Below are 14,780 nucleotides of genomic sequence, written 5' to 3' on the forward strand. Positions count from 1 at the left end.
CGGGTGTCATGGCCAAATGGCTTGAACCGACCAAAATCGTCCTTATCTATCTGACATCCCGGCGGGCTTTGTCGTGACCAGGGGCACCCATCGCTCCGGCTCGCTATAGAAAGGAAGGACGACCCCATGCGAATCGACCGTTTGACCAGCAAGCTGCAGCTTGCACTCTCCGATGCTCAGTCCCTGGCCGTTGGACATGACCACCCGGCCATCGAGCCGGTGCACCTGATTTCCGCCCTGCTGGAACAGCAGGGCGGTTCGATCAAGCCCCTGCTGATGCAGGTCGGCTTCGATATCCCCGCGCTGCGTGTCGCGCTCGATAAAGAGCTGGATACGTTGCCGAAGATCCAGAACCCCACCGGCGACGTGAACCTGTCGCAGGACCTGGCGCGCCTGCTCAACCAGGCCGACCGCCTGGCCCAGCAGAAGGGCGACCAGTTCATCTCCAGCGAGCTGGTCCTGCTGGCCGCGATGGACGACAACACCCGACTCGGCAAGCTGCTGGGCAGCCAGGGCGTGTCCAGGAAGGCCCTGGAAAACGCGGTGGCCAACCTGCGCGGCGGCGAAGCGGTCAACGACCCGAACGCCGAAGAGTCGCGCCAGGCGCTGGACAAGTACACCGTCGACATGACCAAGCGCGCCGAGGACGGCAAGCTCGACCCGGTGATCGGCCGTGACGACGAAATCCGCCGGACCATCCAGGTCCTGCAGCGCCGCACCAAGAACAACCCGGTACTGATCGGCGAGCCCGGCGTGGGCAAGACTGCGATCGTCGAGGGCCTGGCCCAGCGTATCGTCAACGGCGAAGTGCCCGATGGCCTGAAGGACAAGCGCCTGCTGGCGCTGGACATGGGCGCGCTGATCGCCGGCGCCAAGTTCCGCGGCGAGTTCGAGGAGCGTCTGAAGGCGGTGCTCAACGAGCTGTCCAAGCAGGAAGGCCGGATCATCCTGTTCATCGACGAACTGCACACGATGGTCGGCGCCGGCAAGGCCGAGGGTGCGATGGACGCCGGCAACATGCTCAAGCCGGCCCTGGCCCGTGGTGAATTGCACTGTGTCGGAGCCACCACCCTGGACGAATACCGCCAGTACATCGAGAAGGACGCCGCGCTGGAGCGCCGCTTCCAGAAAGTCCTGGTGGACGAGCCGAGCGAGGAAGACACCATCGCCATCCTGCGTGGCCTGAAAGAGCGCTACGAGGTGCACCACGGTGTGACCATCACCGACGGCGCGATCATCGCCGCGGCCAAGCTCAGCCACCGCTACATCACCGACCGCCAGTTGCCGGACAAGGCCATCGACCTGATCGACGAGGCCGCCAGCCGCATCCGCATGGAGATCGACTCCAAGCCGGAGGAACTCGATCGCCTGGACCGCCGCCTGATCCAGCTGAAGATCGAGCGCGAGGCGCTGAAGAAGGAAGACGACGAGGCCACCAAGAAGCGCCTCGCCAAGCTGGAAGAAGACATCGCCAAGCTCGAGCGCGAGTACGCCGACCTCGAGGAAATCTGGAAGTCGGAGAAAGCCGAGGTCCAGGGTTCCGCGCAGATCCAGCAGAAGATCGAGCAGGCCAAGCAGGAAATGGAAACGGCCCGGCGCAAGGGCGACCTGGAAAGCATGGCGCGCATCCAGTACCAGACCATCCCGGACCTGGAACGCAGCCTGCAGATGGTCGACCAGCACGGCCAGACCGAGAAGCAACTGCTGCGCAACAAGGTGACGGACGAGGAAATCGCCGAGGTCGTCGCCAAGTGGACCGGCATCCCGGTGTCCAAGATGCTCGAAGGCGAGCGCGAGAAGCTGCTGCGCATGGAAGACGAACTGCACAAGCGCGTCATCGGCCAGCACGAGGCCGTGGTGGCCGTATCCAACGCCGTGCGCCGTTCCCGCGCGGGCCTTGCCGATCCGAACCGTCCCAGCGGCTCGTTCCTCTTCCTCGGCCCGACCGGGGTGGGCAAGACCGAGCTGTGCAAGGCGCTGGCCGAGTTCCTCTTCGACACCGAGGAAGCGCTGGTGCGCATCGACATGTCGGAGTTCATGGAGAAACACTCCGTGGCTCGCCTGATCGGCGCCCCGCCGGGCTACGTCGGCTACGAAGAGGGCGGCTACCTGACCGAGGCCGTACGCCGCAAGCCGTACTCCGTGGTGCTGATGGACGAGGTGGAGAAAGCCCACCCGGACGTCTTCAACATCCTGCTGCAGGTGCTCGAAGACGGCCGCCTGACCGACAGCCACGGGCGCACCGTGGACTTCCGCAACACCGTGGTGGTGATGACCTCGAACCTCGGCTCGGCGCAGATCCAGGAGCTGGTCGGCGACCGCGAAGCCCAGCATGCGGCAGTCATGGACGCGGTGAACTCGCACTTCCGTCCGGAGTTCATCAACCGGATCGACGAAGTGGTGGTCTTCGAACCGTTGGCCCGCGAGCAGATCGCCGGGATCGCCGAGATCCAGATGGGCCGTCTGCGCAAGCGCCTGGCCGAGCGCGAGCTGAGCCTGGAGCTGAGTCGCGAGGCGATGGACAAGCTGATCGCCGTCGGCTTCGACCCGGTGTATGGCGCGCGGCCACTCAAGCGTGCGATCCAGCGCTGGATCGAGAACCCGCTGGCGCAACTGATCCTCGCCGGCAAGTTCAACCCTGGCACGCAGATCCACGCCAAGGTGGAGAACGACGAGATCGTCTTCTCCTGATCCAAACCCCATGAAAAAGCCCGCCAATTGGCGGGCTTTTTCATGGCTTTGCGTAGGAGCGAGCTTGCTCGCGAACAAACTCTGCAGTGGGCCAGGGGGCGCGAGCAAGCTCGCTCCTACAGAACGTCGAATCAGCCGGTCTCGCGGGCGCCACGGAGCATGACCAGCAACTGCTCGATCAGATCGGCCTGATCCTCGGCGATATCGATGATGTGGAAGCCCGCCCAGCCCAGTTGGCCGTCGACGCCCGCGCGGCTCCACAGGCAGTCGGCGCCCAGGTGGATCTCGCCGATCTCATCCAGCGGTGGCGCCGGCACGAGCCGGCAGTCCCAGACCGAATCGACGTCCGGCACGCCCACACCGCAGAGCATGAAGCCTTCGCTGGACAGATCGGCAAGGCGTCCGAGACTGCGCCCGGAGTGGCGGTCGAAGACCTCCACGGTCAGCCCGGTCTGCTGCCGGTTGTGCTGGCGACGTTCTCCCATCGAGTGTTCCTCAGTGTTGTGCCGGGGCGCGCCCGGTAATGCGTTGCAGGACCCGGTAGATCGCATTCAGTGCGCGATCCATCAGCGGGACGACATGCTCCACGGGGATCAGGCGAACCGTGCCAGACTCGATTTCCCGCGCCAACTGCACCAACGGTTTGACGGCCACGCGCTGGCCGGTTTGATCGACGAACATATAGTTGCGAGTGGTCGGGCTGAACCACGACAGCTTGAGCCGACGGGGCGGCGTGACGTCGCGAAACTCGAACCAGGTGCCGAACTCCACCTGAGCCAGTTCCTTGATCAGCTCGCGCACACGCTCGGGCAGGGGCTCTCCGGCGCTCAGGTCGAGGCTGTGGACTTCCGCGCCAAGCATGACGCCCAGCGGGCTTTCCGGCAGGTCCTGGCGGAATTGCGCCGCGACTTGCGGCTGCTGGGTCTGGATCGCGTGCTGGCAAGCGACCAGGTCCAGCAGCAGACGGCGGATGCCATCCTCATGGTAACCACCGAGCAGCTCCAGCCCCTTGCGCAGCTCATCCAGAAGACCGAGACGCAGCGCCTGCAGATGCTCGCGTCCCGCCGCGTCCAGCGGGGTGACGCTCCAGGCCAGTTGCTCGCCCACCTCGCAGGCGCGCTTCCACTCGTCGCTGTGCTCGCCGGCGCGCAATGCAATGAAGGTCAGCGCATCGCACCAGCTGAGTTCGAGGAAGTTGCGCACCAGGGGCGGCAGGTCGCGTCCTCCGGTGATGCCGGCAATGACTTCCAGTGCCTGCTCGCGGGCAGCCAATAAACGGTCGCGTCCGCGCGCCGCTTCCATCGCGCGCCGCTCGCGCAGCTCCACCTTCTGCCGCAGGTTGGCGACGTACTCGTTGAACTCGCCCAGCAGCGCGTCGAACAGGCTGAAGTCGCCGACGAAACCCTGGACTATCTGTTCCACGACCCAGTGCATCTTCGCCAGCAGGCTGCGCTCCTCATCCTCGCCACCGTAGATCACGCCGGCCTGGGCCATCGCGTTGAGCAGTTTGCGCGCGGGATGGTGGTGCTGGGTGAACAGCTGCTTGTCCAGCAGGGCGACCTTCAGATAGGGCGTGTGCAGGTGGGAGAGGGTGGTCTTGCAACTGTCGGGCAGGTTTTCGTCGTCGAGAATGAAGTCGAAGACCATGCCCACCAGGTCGATGACGTCGGCCTCCTGGTCGGTCAGGCGGGTATTGGCCGGGTATGCGGCGCCGGCCTCCAACTGGCGCTGCAGGTCGGCTTTCAGAGCCTCTACCGGCTGCGGTTGGCGCAGGCGCTGGGCCAGTTCCTGGGCGGACTCGCGTTGCAGGCGGTTCAGCGCTTCGAGCAACTCCCTGGCGCTGTAGGTCGTGGTAGCGGCGTCGGAGGAGGGACCGAAGCTGGCGATGCTGTGGCTGTTGCCGAACAGCGTGGCCTTGTCGCCGCGCCGGCGGTGTTCGGCCAACAGGACGGCCAGCCCACCGAACAGGGCGTTGCGGTCGGCCGGCGGGAGGTCCGGCAGGTCACCGATATCGTAGTGGTGTGGCTGCAAGGGCGGTGCCGTGTCTTTCTCGGGAGTGGCGGGCCGCGCTGCCGGAGCGGGGCGGTCGTCGGGGGCGCGGTACTTGAGGTTCGGCAGGATACCTGCGTCGGCCAGGCGCTGGTTGAGCTGTTCGTAGAGCGGCGCCAGGTGTTGCATCACCTGCTGTTCGAACAGGACATAAAGGATGGTTTTGACGCGCAGCGGAAAAGCGGCCTGCGCCAGGGTCTCGCTATAGGCCCGGACAATGGCCTGGGGGCCGAAGGGGTTGCGGTCCTCGCCGATCTTGCTGCCGTTGTTGAGCAGCGCCAGGCGTTGGCCAAGGGCGAACAGTGGCTGGACGCATTGCGCCTTTACCTGGTTCACCATATTGATGATGAGCAGGGTCTCTTCATATTCGTCGTGTTCGACCAGCGTCAGATGGTCGGCATCCAGCTCTTCATAGGGATCGTCTGCCGGCAACCGGCCTTCGAGGAAGTCGCTCAGCCCCTGAGCGATGCGCTGGTGATAGAAGCGCTCGAGTGCCGGCCGTTCCTTGCGGATTTCCCTCATGGCATCGAAGAACAGCGCCTGGACCTGATTGTTCTCGGCCTTTTCGGCACCCTCGAACAGTGTGTCGTCGACCTGGGAAAAGACATTGCCGAGCAGCTCGGCCAGCCGGTTCATCACCAACTGGCGACAGACTTGCACCAGCTCGCCGAACCGCGGCTGGATCATGCGGCTGGCGATCGACGAGGGCGGAGGAGTGTCCTTGGTGCTCATGGCCTTCCTGTCCGTGATCGGTCCGTTACACCCGCGGTGATCACTCATGTCATTCATGCAGATATAGCAATCCGCCTGCGCCCCTGCAAAGCAGAGAAAAACTTTTTGGATCAGAGTGTTGACAGACGTTTCGATATACGTAAAATGGCGCGCCTCTGATACGGGAATCCGGTGAAACCGGAAGCGTAGAAGGGATTGGAAGGCTCGTCGTTCCGCGATAGCTCAGTCGGTAGAGCAAATGACTGTTAATCATTGGGTCCCTGGTTCGAGTCCAGGTCGCGGAGCCAACTTCCAAGCGGGGTATAGCGCAGTCCGGTAGCGCGCCTGCTTTGGGAGCAGGATGTCGGGAGTTCGAATCTCTCTACCCCGACCAAATTTGGGTCGTTAGCTCAGTCGGTAGAGCAGTTGGCTTTTAACCAATTGGTCGTAGGTTCGAATCCTACACGACCCACCACTTTCGCAGCGGTTGTGCGGTACTAGGAAGGGGGGCTTGCCAGCCAGATTTCTAGTCTTGCAGCCGTCTGGAGCGAACCTTAGGCTCGCTCCCCCTGTGATGTCAATATGAAATAGCCCGCCTTCTAAGGCGGGCTTTTTCGTTCCTGGGCCAGTGAAATCAGCTATTTGGGCGTAAGGCAGCTTCGCTGGTGCGGCATTGCTGCAGGCGATCTGATTGGGCGAAATCCGCGCAGCCAAAGGCCTGGCGCCATATTTCAAGCACCAGAATCTGCGTCAGGTTTCTTATGAGACGGGACGTAAGCGACCGTTAGTGATGGCGCTTTGCCATTCGTCGGTTCACTGAGCTATGGCGAGGCTCTTGCCGCGAATCGCGTAGAGCTTCCTCCTGTGCCAGTTCGAGAATAGGGCGTTGTAGCAGTGCTCGACATGATGGTGAAGAGCAAACTAGGCGCGAACAATTCTTCGGGCGGCAAGGATGGCTCCGTACCTGCCCGGTCGAACTTCAACTGCATCAGCGCGGCTGCCAACTCCTGGGTGGCTGGGTCCACGGGAACGGCTCGGCCGTGTTCGAGCTGGACTTGCTCTGTCGAGTCAAGCTCTCGAACCTGCGGCTCGCTGGCCCCTGGTGCGCCGGTTTCGTCAGCGTGCCGAACCAGCTGTAGGGCGCCCTGATGCAAGCTGCGTTCGTGTAGCACCTCCCGCATGTGGTCGTAGTCGGCCTCGATGTAGCTCATCGTCGTGGCGATGTTCGAGTGGTTCAGCAGGCTTTTCGTAAGGTGAATGTTCCTTTCTGGCTGCTTCATCAGGTCGGTCGCCAGCGTGTGCCGGAATCGGTGAGGCGTCATCCTGACACCGAGCTTGTCGATCAGCTTTTTATACATCGCTTCGACCTGGTCGGAGTTCATGTCAGCGCGTTTGTAATGCGGTGAGAATCGGTTGACGTTGAACAGTTGATCCTTCGGCGTGAAGCCAAGGCGCTCGGCCTCGAGCAGCAGTCGGCGAATGTGGGGCGCCAGGCCTTCGACAATCGGGACTCGGAATTCGCGGTGGGTTTTTTCGGTCTCGCCTCGCACCAAAATTAGCTGGTTTTCCCAATCCACGTCCTGCAGGCGTAGGCAGAGGAGGGCGTTCAGGCGGATCCCGGTGTAGTAGAACATCTCGAAGGTGGCTAGCCAGAACCAAGCCGGCGTGATTCGGCTGCGCTCTCCAGTGCAGAACTCTTCATCTGCAAGAGACATGAGCCAGCGTCGGGCTCGGTGAATCGCCTCGCCGGCGACGATCTTGCTGGGACGCTTCGGAGCCACGACAGTCGTTTTCTTGAATGGATTGACCATTGCCTCCGGCAATATGCCGTGTTCGATCGCATATCCCCAGATGGTGCGCAGATGGTTGGAGTACGTATTCCAGCTTCTTTTGGATAGCCCGCCATCGAGGACTTTGTTGCGCCAGGCCAGGATCTGCCGACGTTCAATGGTTGTGACGTCGACTGCCGGCCCGAAGAAACGCTCTAGCGCCTTCATGGCCGCTTTGTAGATCTTGGCGCTTGCATTGCGCAGATCGTGGTCGAGTATGTACTCCTCGGCCAGCTCGATAGGCTTCATTGCGTGGTCCCCTCCTGTTGAAGGGCCAGGCTCGGGTTGTCGAACGGGACCTCATTGAACACTGCATGCGGGTCCCGGAGCAGGTAGCCGCGCAGTTGCTTGGACTTGCGTGGGCCGACTACATCGAAGGTCCAGATGTTCAGGCTCTTCGCAGTCTTTCGGTGCAGCTTCTCTTTCTCAAATGCTCGTTGGACCAGCTGCCAGGATTTCACTCCCTGCGCTGTCGCCTGCCTTTCCAGATCGGGGTGCTCGAGCACATAGCGTTTGAAAATCCCCGGTGTGACGAGCATTGCGGTGCCATCGGCCGTGTGAACGAGGGCCTTGGCATCGTTGATGATGATTCGATGGGAAGCGATCCCTGCTTTCAGCCAGGCAACGAATCCCTGTCCCAGTGAGTGGCTACTGGTAGGCATTGCATTCATGTCTTCTGGTGCAGGAGACCCAACAGGGGTCTCGGAAGAGTCTTGAGCCTGCTCCTGGTATTCCATTGGCTTGGTTGGAGCGGCCGTTCGGCCGGGGCTATTGTCTAGCTCTTCTGATGGCGCGGTGATATTACCAAATAGTGACAATAATTCGTCCACTTCAGATGGACGGATATTTGACGCATCGCTGGGAGCCTGCTGTACAGTTTTTCTACGTGGTGCCGGCGGAGGGGATTGCTCGCCAGTTACTTCGCCTTCGGTAGCAGGCTGGAGGGGGTCGTCTGGGATCCTGCAGGTAGTTTCGTCCGCGGTAGCGGAGCTGCTGTCCTCGTGTTCCAGGGTGAGGCTTCCCACGTAAGGCTCCGGCCGTTCTTTTGTGTCTGGCCAGATCAAGGCGGGCGCGATTTTCAGCATCGTGAAGGTGTTCTTCCAGCCACGCCCGTTGTCGACGGTAGCCTTCCAGATTGCCTTGTCCTGGGAGTTTGTCTGAATAACAGCCTGGTCCTGGAGCATGTTGAAGAACGGGGCATTCGAACTGGGGATACCCTCAATGCCCTGGGCTAGAAGGTAAGCTCGAAGCTGATCAGCCGCTGGTTTGCTGACGAGCCACAACGCATCCTGGGCCAGCCAGCCATCGGCAGGGCCATCAGGGTGGTTCAGCTTGAACTTCTCACGCACCAGGTAGCGCAGCCCTTCCGCCAGTTGCCGCTGCAGTGACTGTTTGGGCGCTGCCAGCGCGCGGTCGGGATTGCCGCCGAGTTCCTGAGCGACGGAGGCTGAGTCAGCCTTCACGACGATTTCTCCCAGGATGCCAGCGTTCTCGTACTGGCCAGCGAGCAGGTAGATCAGTGGCTTCCAGAGTTCGGGAAATCCGCTGAGCCAGTCCAGGATGCCCTTGTCGAGGATCTGCGCATAGATGAGCGCTGAGGCAGCTCCGTGCAGCTGGTATTCACGGCCTTTCACATATCGGAAACGGTAAGGCTTGGTGATCGGACCGTGCCAGGGGTGCCACGTCCCGCCGCCCTGCAGTTCGACGATCACGTCGACGGCGATCTTCCCGAGGTCGTGGATCAACGCCCCGTAGGCCGCTGCTGCAGACCAGGCTTCCGCTTGCGCTGACTGGGACTCCGGCGGAGCTCCGATCGGGAGGAGGTAGGTCTGCCTGATTTTGAGGGCGTATGCGACGATTTCCAGGCCGTGATCCAGTAGGCCACCAAGATGGGCATGGTGGTGGTTCTCCGAGGCAGGGAGCAATTGGACCAGCTCGGCGAAGCGCTCAAGCGGTTGTCGGTAGAGGGCGTCGTACTGCTGGCGTGACAGCGAAGCACGGCGCCAGATGTTCTCCAGGAGCTGCTGTCGGCGAGGCAGGCTCAAGAGGTCAGAGGCGCGCGCGGGTAAGTGGAAGCCCCGCGGGGAGGCTTCTGACGGTGGCTCATCGGATTTTGGTTTCCGGCTGAGCCAGGCGAGGAGGGACATGCGTTGCTCCAAAGCGTGTGCATGGAGCGGCGTTTTCCTTCAAATGGCACGGTGCCATCTATGGGAAAGCGTTATCCCGATGTGTGCGGATTTTGGGGCAAAGTGATATCACTGATTTTCCTATCAAGCTCTTTCAGAGCTTCAACGTGACGAACCCTGTCTTTTTCCAACGAGTCATAGATGGGATTTCCTTGTATCGCTTTGTTTTGCTTCGCTAGCTCTCCAATTCTATCTGCGATTTCTTCTAATCGCCTTCTATGATACTGCGCCTGAGCGTCGTATTCCTGCTGTGATATTTGGGGCACTATAGTTCTCACTCTAGATGAAATTTTCTGTCTTCTTGTATCGATCCATGAATGTTGGGTTGTACAGGTTCTCCTTCACTGTCATCGCATTGAATAAAGAAAGATAGCGACCCTGGTATTGCGCTAGAGAAGCGGGGCTTCATGAGATTGAGTGTGAAGGTTTTTGACGCTCCCTGTCTCATGCGGCCAAGTCTGACTATGTCAGTTGTATGTGAGTTAACTATGGTGACGTCATCAGCATGGCCTCCAATGTTCTCTATCTTAAAGGTTAGCTCGCTTTTGATTGGTTTGTTGATTGGGCCGGATGACAGAACAAGGTTCTGTCCAACTTGTTCGGCTTGGAACTTAGGTGGGCGCACTTTTCTGGTCTGGGCGTGATGGGCGGCTTTGTGCTGTGCGGCAGATTTTCTTTTGGATCTAGCTCTAATCCAGCGCCAGATAGTTTTTATTCGAAATACTATATATCCAGCTATTACGGAGCCTGCTAGTTTTAGAATCCCTTCGCCAAAGGCGTCTTGGTGTTCGATAATGAAATGAAGGATGCTTTCTATAAGTTCGGACATTTTTTTGAGTGAGTAAGTTAAGGCGGGCCATTTCCCCGCTGGAAGCGGCCCTTTCGGGTAGGGCTTTTACCCTTGTGAACCATTCCATTATCCATTCACGCCCATTTAGCCATTTGGGCCATTTAGCCTGCGGGGACCTGCTGCAGGTGTCTCTCAACCTCCATTGCGTCGTGAAGAATACGGATAATCTCAACGACCTGGTCACTACCAACCCTGTAGAAAACGACATGCCGGGGCCGATCTACGCGGCCGTTGTGCGACTCGGCGCGGCAGTAAAGTAAGTGCAGGCTGCGCAGGCCCACTGCTAACTGCTTGCGATCAAGGCTGCCGATTCGCTCAGGCTCAGCAGCAACAGATACGAAGGCAGTTCGAATGAGGCTCTGGTAGCGACGCCTTGCATTCTCGCCAAATTTCGCGTGGGTGTAGCGGAGGATGTCGATCAGGTCGGTTTGAGCGTCGAGGGACAAGCGATATGCAGGCGAGCTCACTGATTCGTGCTCGCCAGTTGGCCCAGTTCCTCCAGGTACTGCTCGAGCTCAGCATCGGATGCAATCTCGACGAACTGGCCGGCCTCTAGTTGCATGATGCCGCTTGACGTTGCGTTGCGTAGCGCAACGAGCTTGGCTGACTCTTCCGCCTCGCGCTCGAGGAGCAGACGTAAGCCGGCGCGGACGACTTCGCTGAAATTCTGGTACCGACCTTCGCTCACGAGGTCATCGATGAATTTCTCCATGGGCTGAGGCACTACGACGTTATGGGTGGCCATGACGATCTCCGGGTAAAGATTGGTATGGCGTTTTATGCCATGATGCTTGCGGGAATGCAAAAAACGGCGTATATCTGATATCACGGTGCCTTCCCGAAGGCGAGGAGAACGACCATGACTGCAGTGACAAAAGGGTTTGCCAGCCAGCTGGGCTTCAGCTTGGGTAGCGCACTGCGGTTTTTCCTTGCCGACCGCAACCCGCTCCTGCGCTGGGTGAAAAGGGCTTGTTTTGCCGTAGTTCTCACGCTCCTGCTGGTTAAGTCCTTCACGTGGATTGCAGGTGCCGTGTTGAGCCTTGTTTGCTTCGGGCTAGCCTTCCTTGCCCTCAGCAAACTCGGTGGCTCAGCCAAGAAGAGTTCAGCCGCAGAGGGCTCGAGTGCTCTCAATAGTCGAGACGTATACGGTCGTGAGCTGGACTGTTACGGAAACGTTGACGGTGAGTACCCTCATCAAAATTAAGGCGCCTGATTAGGGCGCCTTAATTGAGTTATCGTTTAACGGTGTTTTCCACCATCTCACCACCTTTGCCACCAGCTCTATGTACTGCGGCAGTTCCCTTCTCGAGTCCGGCTATCATGTTTCCGACGGAAACACCGGTCCAGCCAAGCGCTGTGATCCAGAGCATAGGCAAAACTATAAACATTGCGCCCATAACGAAGTTCAAGATTGCATCTTGAGTTGCAGTATTTATTCCCATTACTGGGTCAAGTGACAAGTGGGGTGAGCCGGAGCCGTATAATGCATCGAGAATGGTGCTGTCCAGCCACCTTGCCAATTGAAACCAAAAGTCGACGAAGATCATCGCAAAAAATACTACTGACATGGTCATTGCAACTTTTAACTGATACGAGCCAATTATCAAAACAATTGGCATGCAAATAACCATGGCCATCTTTAAGAATGCCATCACCATGGGAAGTGCCTGACGAACCATGTCCATTGCAGGGAAGTAGGCCAGGGAACCGAGTGCAACGCCGAAAGTGCCGCCCGCTCGAGAGAGCCCATTCCAAAGGGTACCGCCTACTTGGCCGCCGTAGTCGGTATAGACATCTCCATTGACCTGGTTGGAAGGTGACACCAGCTGTCGAATCAGCGAGTCAGTTACCTCATCCTGCGACAACCACTTTGCCCATCCGAGAAACTGGGTCAGCAGGTCCGGATCGACCTGGGCCTTCAGCCGATCGCGTAGACCGATGCTACTGTCGGACCACCACTGCTTGCATTTGGGATAGCCGCCTCCGCCTGTAACCTCCGGCATGCCGGCATCACGCTGGGAGTCATATGGCCACGCCGCACGGGGCGTCCTCGAGTAATCGGTATCGTAGTACCCATTGTTGGTCAGGAAGTAGTGCGAACCGATCCAGTTGAGGTCCTGGAGCGCTTTCTTGTCTTCGGCGATGGAGCCGAGCTCTGGTTGCCTCATGAACAGCCGCGCGCGCGAGGGGCCGAAGCAGTCATGGGTGAAGTCCGCCACCTCCTGGGCGAGGAGTGGGTTGTTGATCCGCGTCGAGTCGACATCCATGCGCATCTGGCGAAGGTCTGTGCCACAGGGAATGGCAGCGATAGCGCCGTTCGTGAAGCCCTTGGAGAGCGCGTGCATGAAAGCCCACCAGATTGGGAGCTCCGCGCTCTTGCCAGCTATCGAACTGAATGTGGTGTTCCAGCCGGTGTCAGCTGGCTTCGGCAAGGTGACTTGGCACTGCTGGGCGCGTTCCTGGTCGAACTGGATGGTGTCCAGCCCCACCGACACCGTGGGAATCCCCCCGAGGCAGACCACCACGTATCCGACGTAGATCTGCGTCTCGATGCGGGCGAGGGACAGGACACCCTTGTTGCCTTCGTCGGCCCCTTCCCCGCGAACCTTCAGCCATTCCCGGACGATGATGATCAGAAAGGGAAGGGCGAACAGGCCGGTGTCCGAGATCATGTTCCAGATGCCGTTGTTGATGATCCAGCCGACCAGCGTGAGGTAATACTCAAGGTAATCGTTGGTGTAGAGGGTCATAGCAGGTCACCCCAGCTTACCGGGGCTTTCACGAGTTCGATGATCACAGCAAGGAACGCTACCAGGAGCTCGATGCGAAGCACGCGGTTCCTGGTTGGGCCATCCTCAAGAGGGGGCATTCGGCTCTTCAACTTCAACCAGAAGGTGGCGAGCATCACGTAGAGACAGATCCTCCAGGCCAGCAGCCACAGATAGTTGTCTTGTCGCCAGTTCAGCCAGAGCTCTACGCCGCCCAGGTGGTTGATGACGATCATGCTGAGCACGATGCTCACCAGGATGAGGCCCAAGGTGAACGCCAGACTGATGGCCATCCCCTTGAGCAGTCCGGCCTTTTTGGTGATTTGCTGGTCCATCAGGCTCACTCCTTGGTCGCGGGTTTCTGCAGCTGCTGCAGGCGATCGGTTTCAGGAGCTCCAGGAAGCACCGCTCTGGAGTTTTCGGCGCGAGATTGGCCGCGCTCGACGATGGCCATCGGCGAGTTCTTGGCGAGCTCGCGGCGCATGTCCAGCTCCATCTTCAGGTTGTCGATCTCCTTCTGCAGCGTCTCGGTCTGCTTGTTGACCTGGTCGACCGCGAGCGAGTTGGCCGCGACGTTCGACTCCTTCGCGCCGGAGATCAGGATCCGCATCAGCATGAGCGACTTACCGAGGATCTCGGAGAGCGATACTTCCGATGCCAGACGTTGTGCGAGCACTGCCTGGTCGCGCTCATCACGCAACGCCATGATCACGCCGCGGGTCACCGGCAGCGAATCGCTACTGGCTTTCCTCAGCTTTTCGGCGGTGATGGTGGTCCCCGGCTTCAGGAGCTCCTGAAGGGCCTCGATCTTCGTATCGTAGGTTTCCTGGATCAGCGGCGTGAGACCGACACCAGGCGTCGACGCGCTGGCACAGCCTTCACATGTCTGGATCTGCTGCTCGCCCAGCACTCGGTTTGCGAACTCGGCTGCTTGCCCTGGCGATTCCCAGTAGCCGCATACGAGGCCATTGGAGCAGCTATCAGTCGGGATGCTCGACGTGTCGGTGACTGGTCGGTTGTTGAGCAGGTTGTAGCCAGCCTTGGTTACATCGCTGACGACCTTGATCGGCTGTTGGCCCGAACCACCTGCCTGGCTGCCACCCACCCAGGTAACTCCAGAGTTGCCCGGGGCGCTTTCCGTCTTCTCCACTACCGCCACAGCGTCCGAGTTTCCGGTCAGCGCCTGGCCCATCTTCTGGCCCTCGGCGACCTTACCCCATCCCATTTGGCCGCCCGCAATATCTGCCATGCGCTCAGCCAGCGCGCGGCAAGTACCCTTCGACCGATCGTAGTCCAGGCGCGCCTGCAGGATGCCGTTGGTAAGCAGGTTGTAGAGTGCTGGATTGGCGCGCTGCAGGATGAGCGCCGGCAGGGATGAGACCGCGCCGGTAGCGTTCTGGATGACGGAACCCATGATGTTCTGGAAACCCTGGGTAGCGCCGTTCAGCTGGTTCTCCAGGGTGTTGCTCAGATCCATGTTTCCGCAGACCAGATTGTTCTGCCAGCCGGCGCCCACTGTGATGCTCTCCATCTGTCCAGCGCTGCCCATCGTGACTGCGCTTCCGCCTCCGATGCTGTACAGCACGTCGTCTCCGATCACGCTGCCTTGCGACTCAACTTTGATGGGGTCAACGGCGAGTGCCACGGTACTGCTCATGCTGAGAGCGATTCCAATTGCTTGGGTAATGCGTTTCAT

11 protein-coding genes and 3 tRNA genes are annotated in these 14,780 nt (G+C 59.8%); 5 read left to right on the top strand and 9 right to left on the bottom strand.

Features of this window, described 5'->3' with window-relative positions; genetic code table 11:
• Nucleotides 1–126 precede the first annotated feature (126 nt).
• Nucleotides 127–2,691, top strand: a complete 2,565-nt coding sequence (gene clpB, locus ACYCAX_RS08315; RefSeq protein ID WP_015475707.1) for an ATP-dependent chaperone ClpB — start codon at nucleotides 127–129, stop codon at nucleotides 2,689–2,691.
• Nucleotides 2,692–2,822: 131 nt separating this feature from the next.
• Here clpB and ACYCAX_RS08320 read toward each other — a convergent pair whose 3' ends face one another.
• Nucleotides 2,823–3,176, bottom strand: coding sequence for a PilZ domain-containing protein (locus tag ACYCAX_RS08320; protein WP_015475708.1), 354 nt, complete (start codon nucleotides 3,174–3,176; stop codon nucleotides 2,823–2,825).
• Nucleotides 3,177–3,186: 10 nt separating this feature from the next.
• Nucleotides 3,187–5,472, bottom strand: coding sequence for a DUF1631 domain-containing protein (locus tag ACYCAX_RS08325; protein WP_460247773.1), 2,286 nt, complete (start codon nucleotides 5,470–5,472; stop codon nucleotides 3,187–3,189).
• A gap of 211 nt (nucleotides 5,473–5,683) precedes the next feature.
• Between ACYCAX_RS08325 and ACYCAX_RS08330 the strand changes: the two genes are divergently transcribed.
• From ACYCAX_RS08330 to ACYCAX_RS08340, 3 genes are all read left to right on the top strand, one after another.
• Nucleotides 5,684–5,759, top strand: a tRNA-Asn gene (locus ACYCAX_RS08330).
• 9 nt (nucleotides 5,760–5,768) lie between these two features.
• Nucleotides 5,769–5,845 (top strand) — tRNA-Pro (locus ACYCAX_RS08335).
• A gap of 5 nt (nucleotides 5,846–5,850) precedes the next feature.
• Nucleotides 5,851–5,926: transfer RNA gene (locus ACYCAX_RS08340), tRNA-Lys, on the top strand.
• 346 nt (nucleotides 5,927–6,272) lie between these two features.
• Here the strand turns inward: ACYCAX_RS08340 and ACYCAX_RS08345 are convergent.
• The 4 genes from ACYCAX_RS08345 to ACYCAX_RS08360 form a co-directional block, all read right to left on the bottom strand.
• Complete coding sequence (locus ACYCAX_RS08345) at nucleotides 6,273–7,529, bottom strand: site-specific integrase (RefSeq protein WP_460247774.1); 1,257 nt, start codon at nucleotides 7,527–7,529, stop codon at nucleotides 6,273–6,275.
• Nucleotides 7,526–9,427 (bottom strand): MobH family relaxase, encoded by a 1,902-nt coding sequence (mobH, locus tag ACYCAX_RS08350; RefSeq protein WP_460247775.1) that lies wholly within the window; start codon nucleotides 9,425–9,427, stop codon nucleotides 7,526–7,528. Before mobH ends, ACYCAX_RS08345 begins: the two co-directional genes overlap by 4 nt.
• 990 nt (nucleotides 9,428–10,417) lie before the next feature.
• Nucleotides 10,418–10,762, bottom strand: a complete 345-nt coding sequence (locus ACYCAX_RS08355; RefSeq protein ID WP_460247776.1) for a type II toxin-antitoxin system RelE/ParE family toxin — start codon at nucleotides 10,760–10,762, stop codon at nucleotides 10,418–10,420.
• Between the two features lie 17 nt (nucleotides 10,763–10,779).
• Nucleotides 10,780–11,061, bottom strand: a complete 282-nt coding sequence (locus tag ACYCAX_RS08360; protein WP_460247777.1) for a type II toxin-antitoxin system ParD family antitoxin — start codon at nucleotides 11,059–11,061, stop codon at nucleotides 10,780–10,782.
• 114 nt (nucleotides 11,062–11,175) lie between these two features.
• Between ACYCAX_RS08360 and ACYCAX_RS08365 the strand changes: the two genes are divergently transcribed.
• Nucleotides 11,176–11,520 (top strand): hypothetical protein, encoded by a 345-nt coding sequence (locus ACYCAX_RS08365; protein ID WP_460247778.1) that lies wholly within the window; start codon nucleotides 11,176–11,178, stop codon nucleotides 11,518–11,520.
• Nucleotides 11,521–11,548: 28 nt separating this feature from the next.
• Here the strand turns inward: ACYCAX_RS08365 and ACYCAX_RS08370 are convergent, their stop codons facing one another.
• The 3 genes from ACYCAX_RS08370 to ACYCAX_RS08380 are packed head-to-tail and all read right to left on the bottom strand — an operon-like array spanning nucleotide 11,549 to nucleotide 14,780.
• Nucleotides 11,549–13,066, bottom strand: a complete 1,518-nt coding sequence (locus tag ACYCAX_RS08370; RefSeq protein WP_460247779.1) for a conjugal transfer protein TraG N-terminal domain-containing protein — start codon at nucleotides 13,064–13,066, stop codon at nucleotides 11,549–11,551.
• A complete protein-coding gene (locus tag ACYCAX_RS08375) occupies nucleotides 13,063–13,419 on the bottom strand; it encodes a hypothetical protein (protein WP_460247780.1) in 357 nt (118 codons plus the stop codon). The genes ACYCAX_RS08370 and ACYCAX_RS08375 overlap by 4 nt, the downstream gene beginning before the upstream one ends.
• 5 nt (nucleotides 13,420–13,424) lie before the next feature.
• Complete coding sequence (locus tag ACYCAX_RS08380; RefSeq protein ID WP_460247781.1) at nucleotides 13,425–14,780, bottom strand: integrating conjugative element protein; 1,356 nt, start codon at nucleotides 14,778–14,780, stop codon at nucleotides 13,425–13,427.

It is taken from the genome of Pseudomonas sp. MT3 (assembly GCF_054720805.1).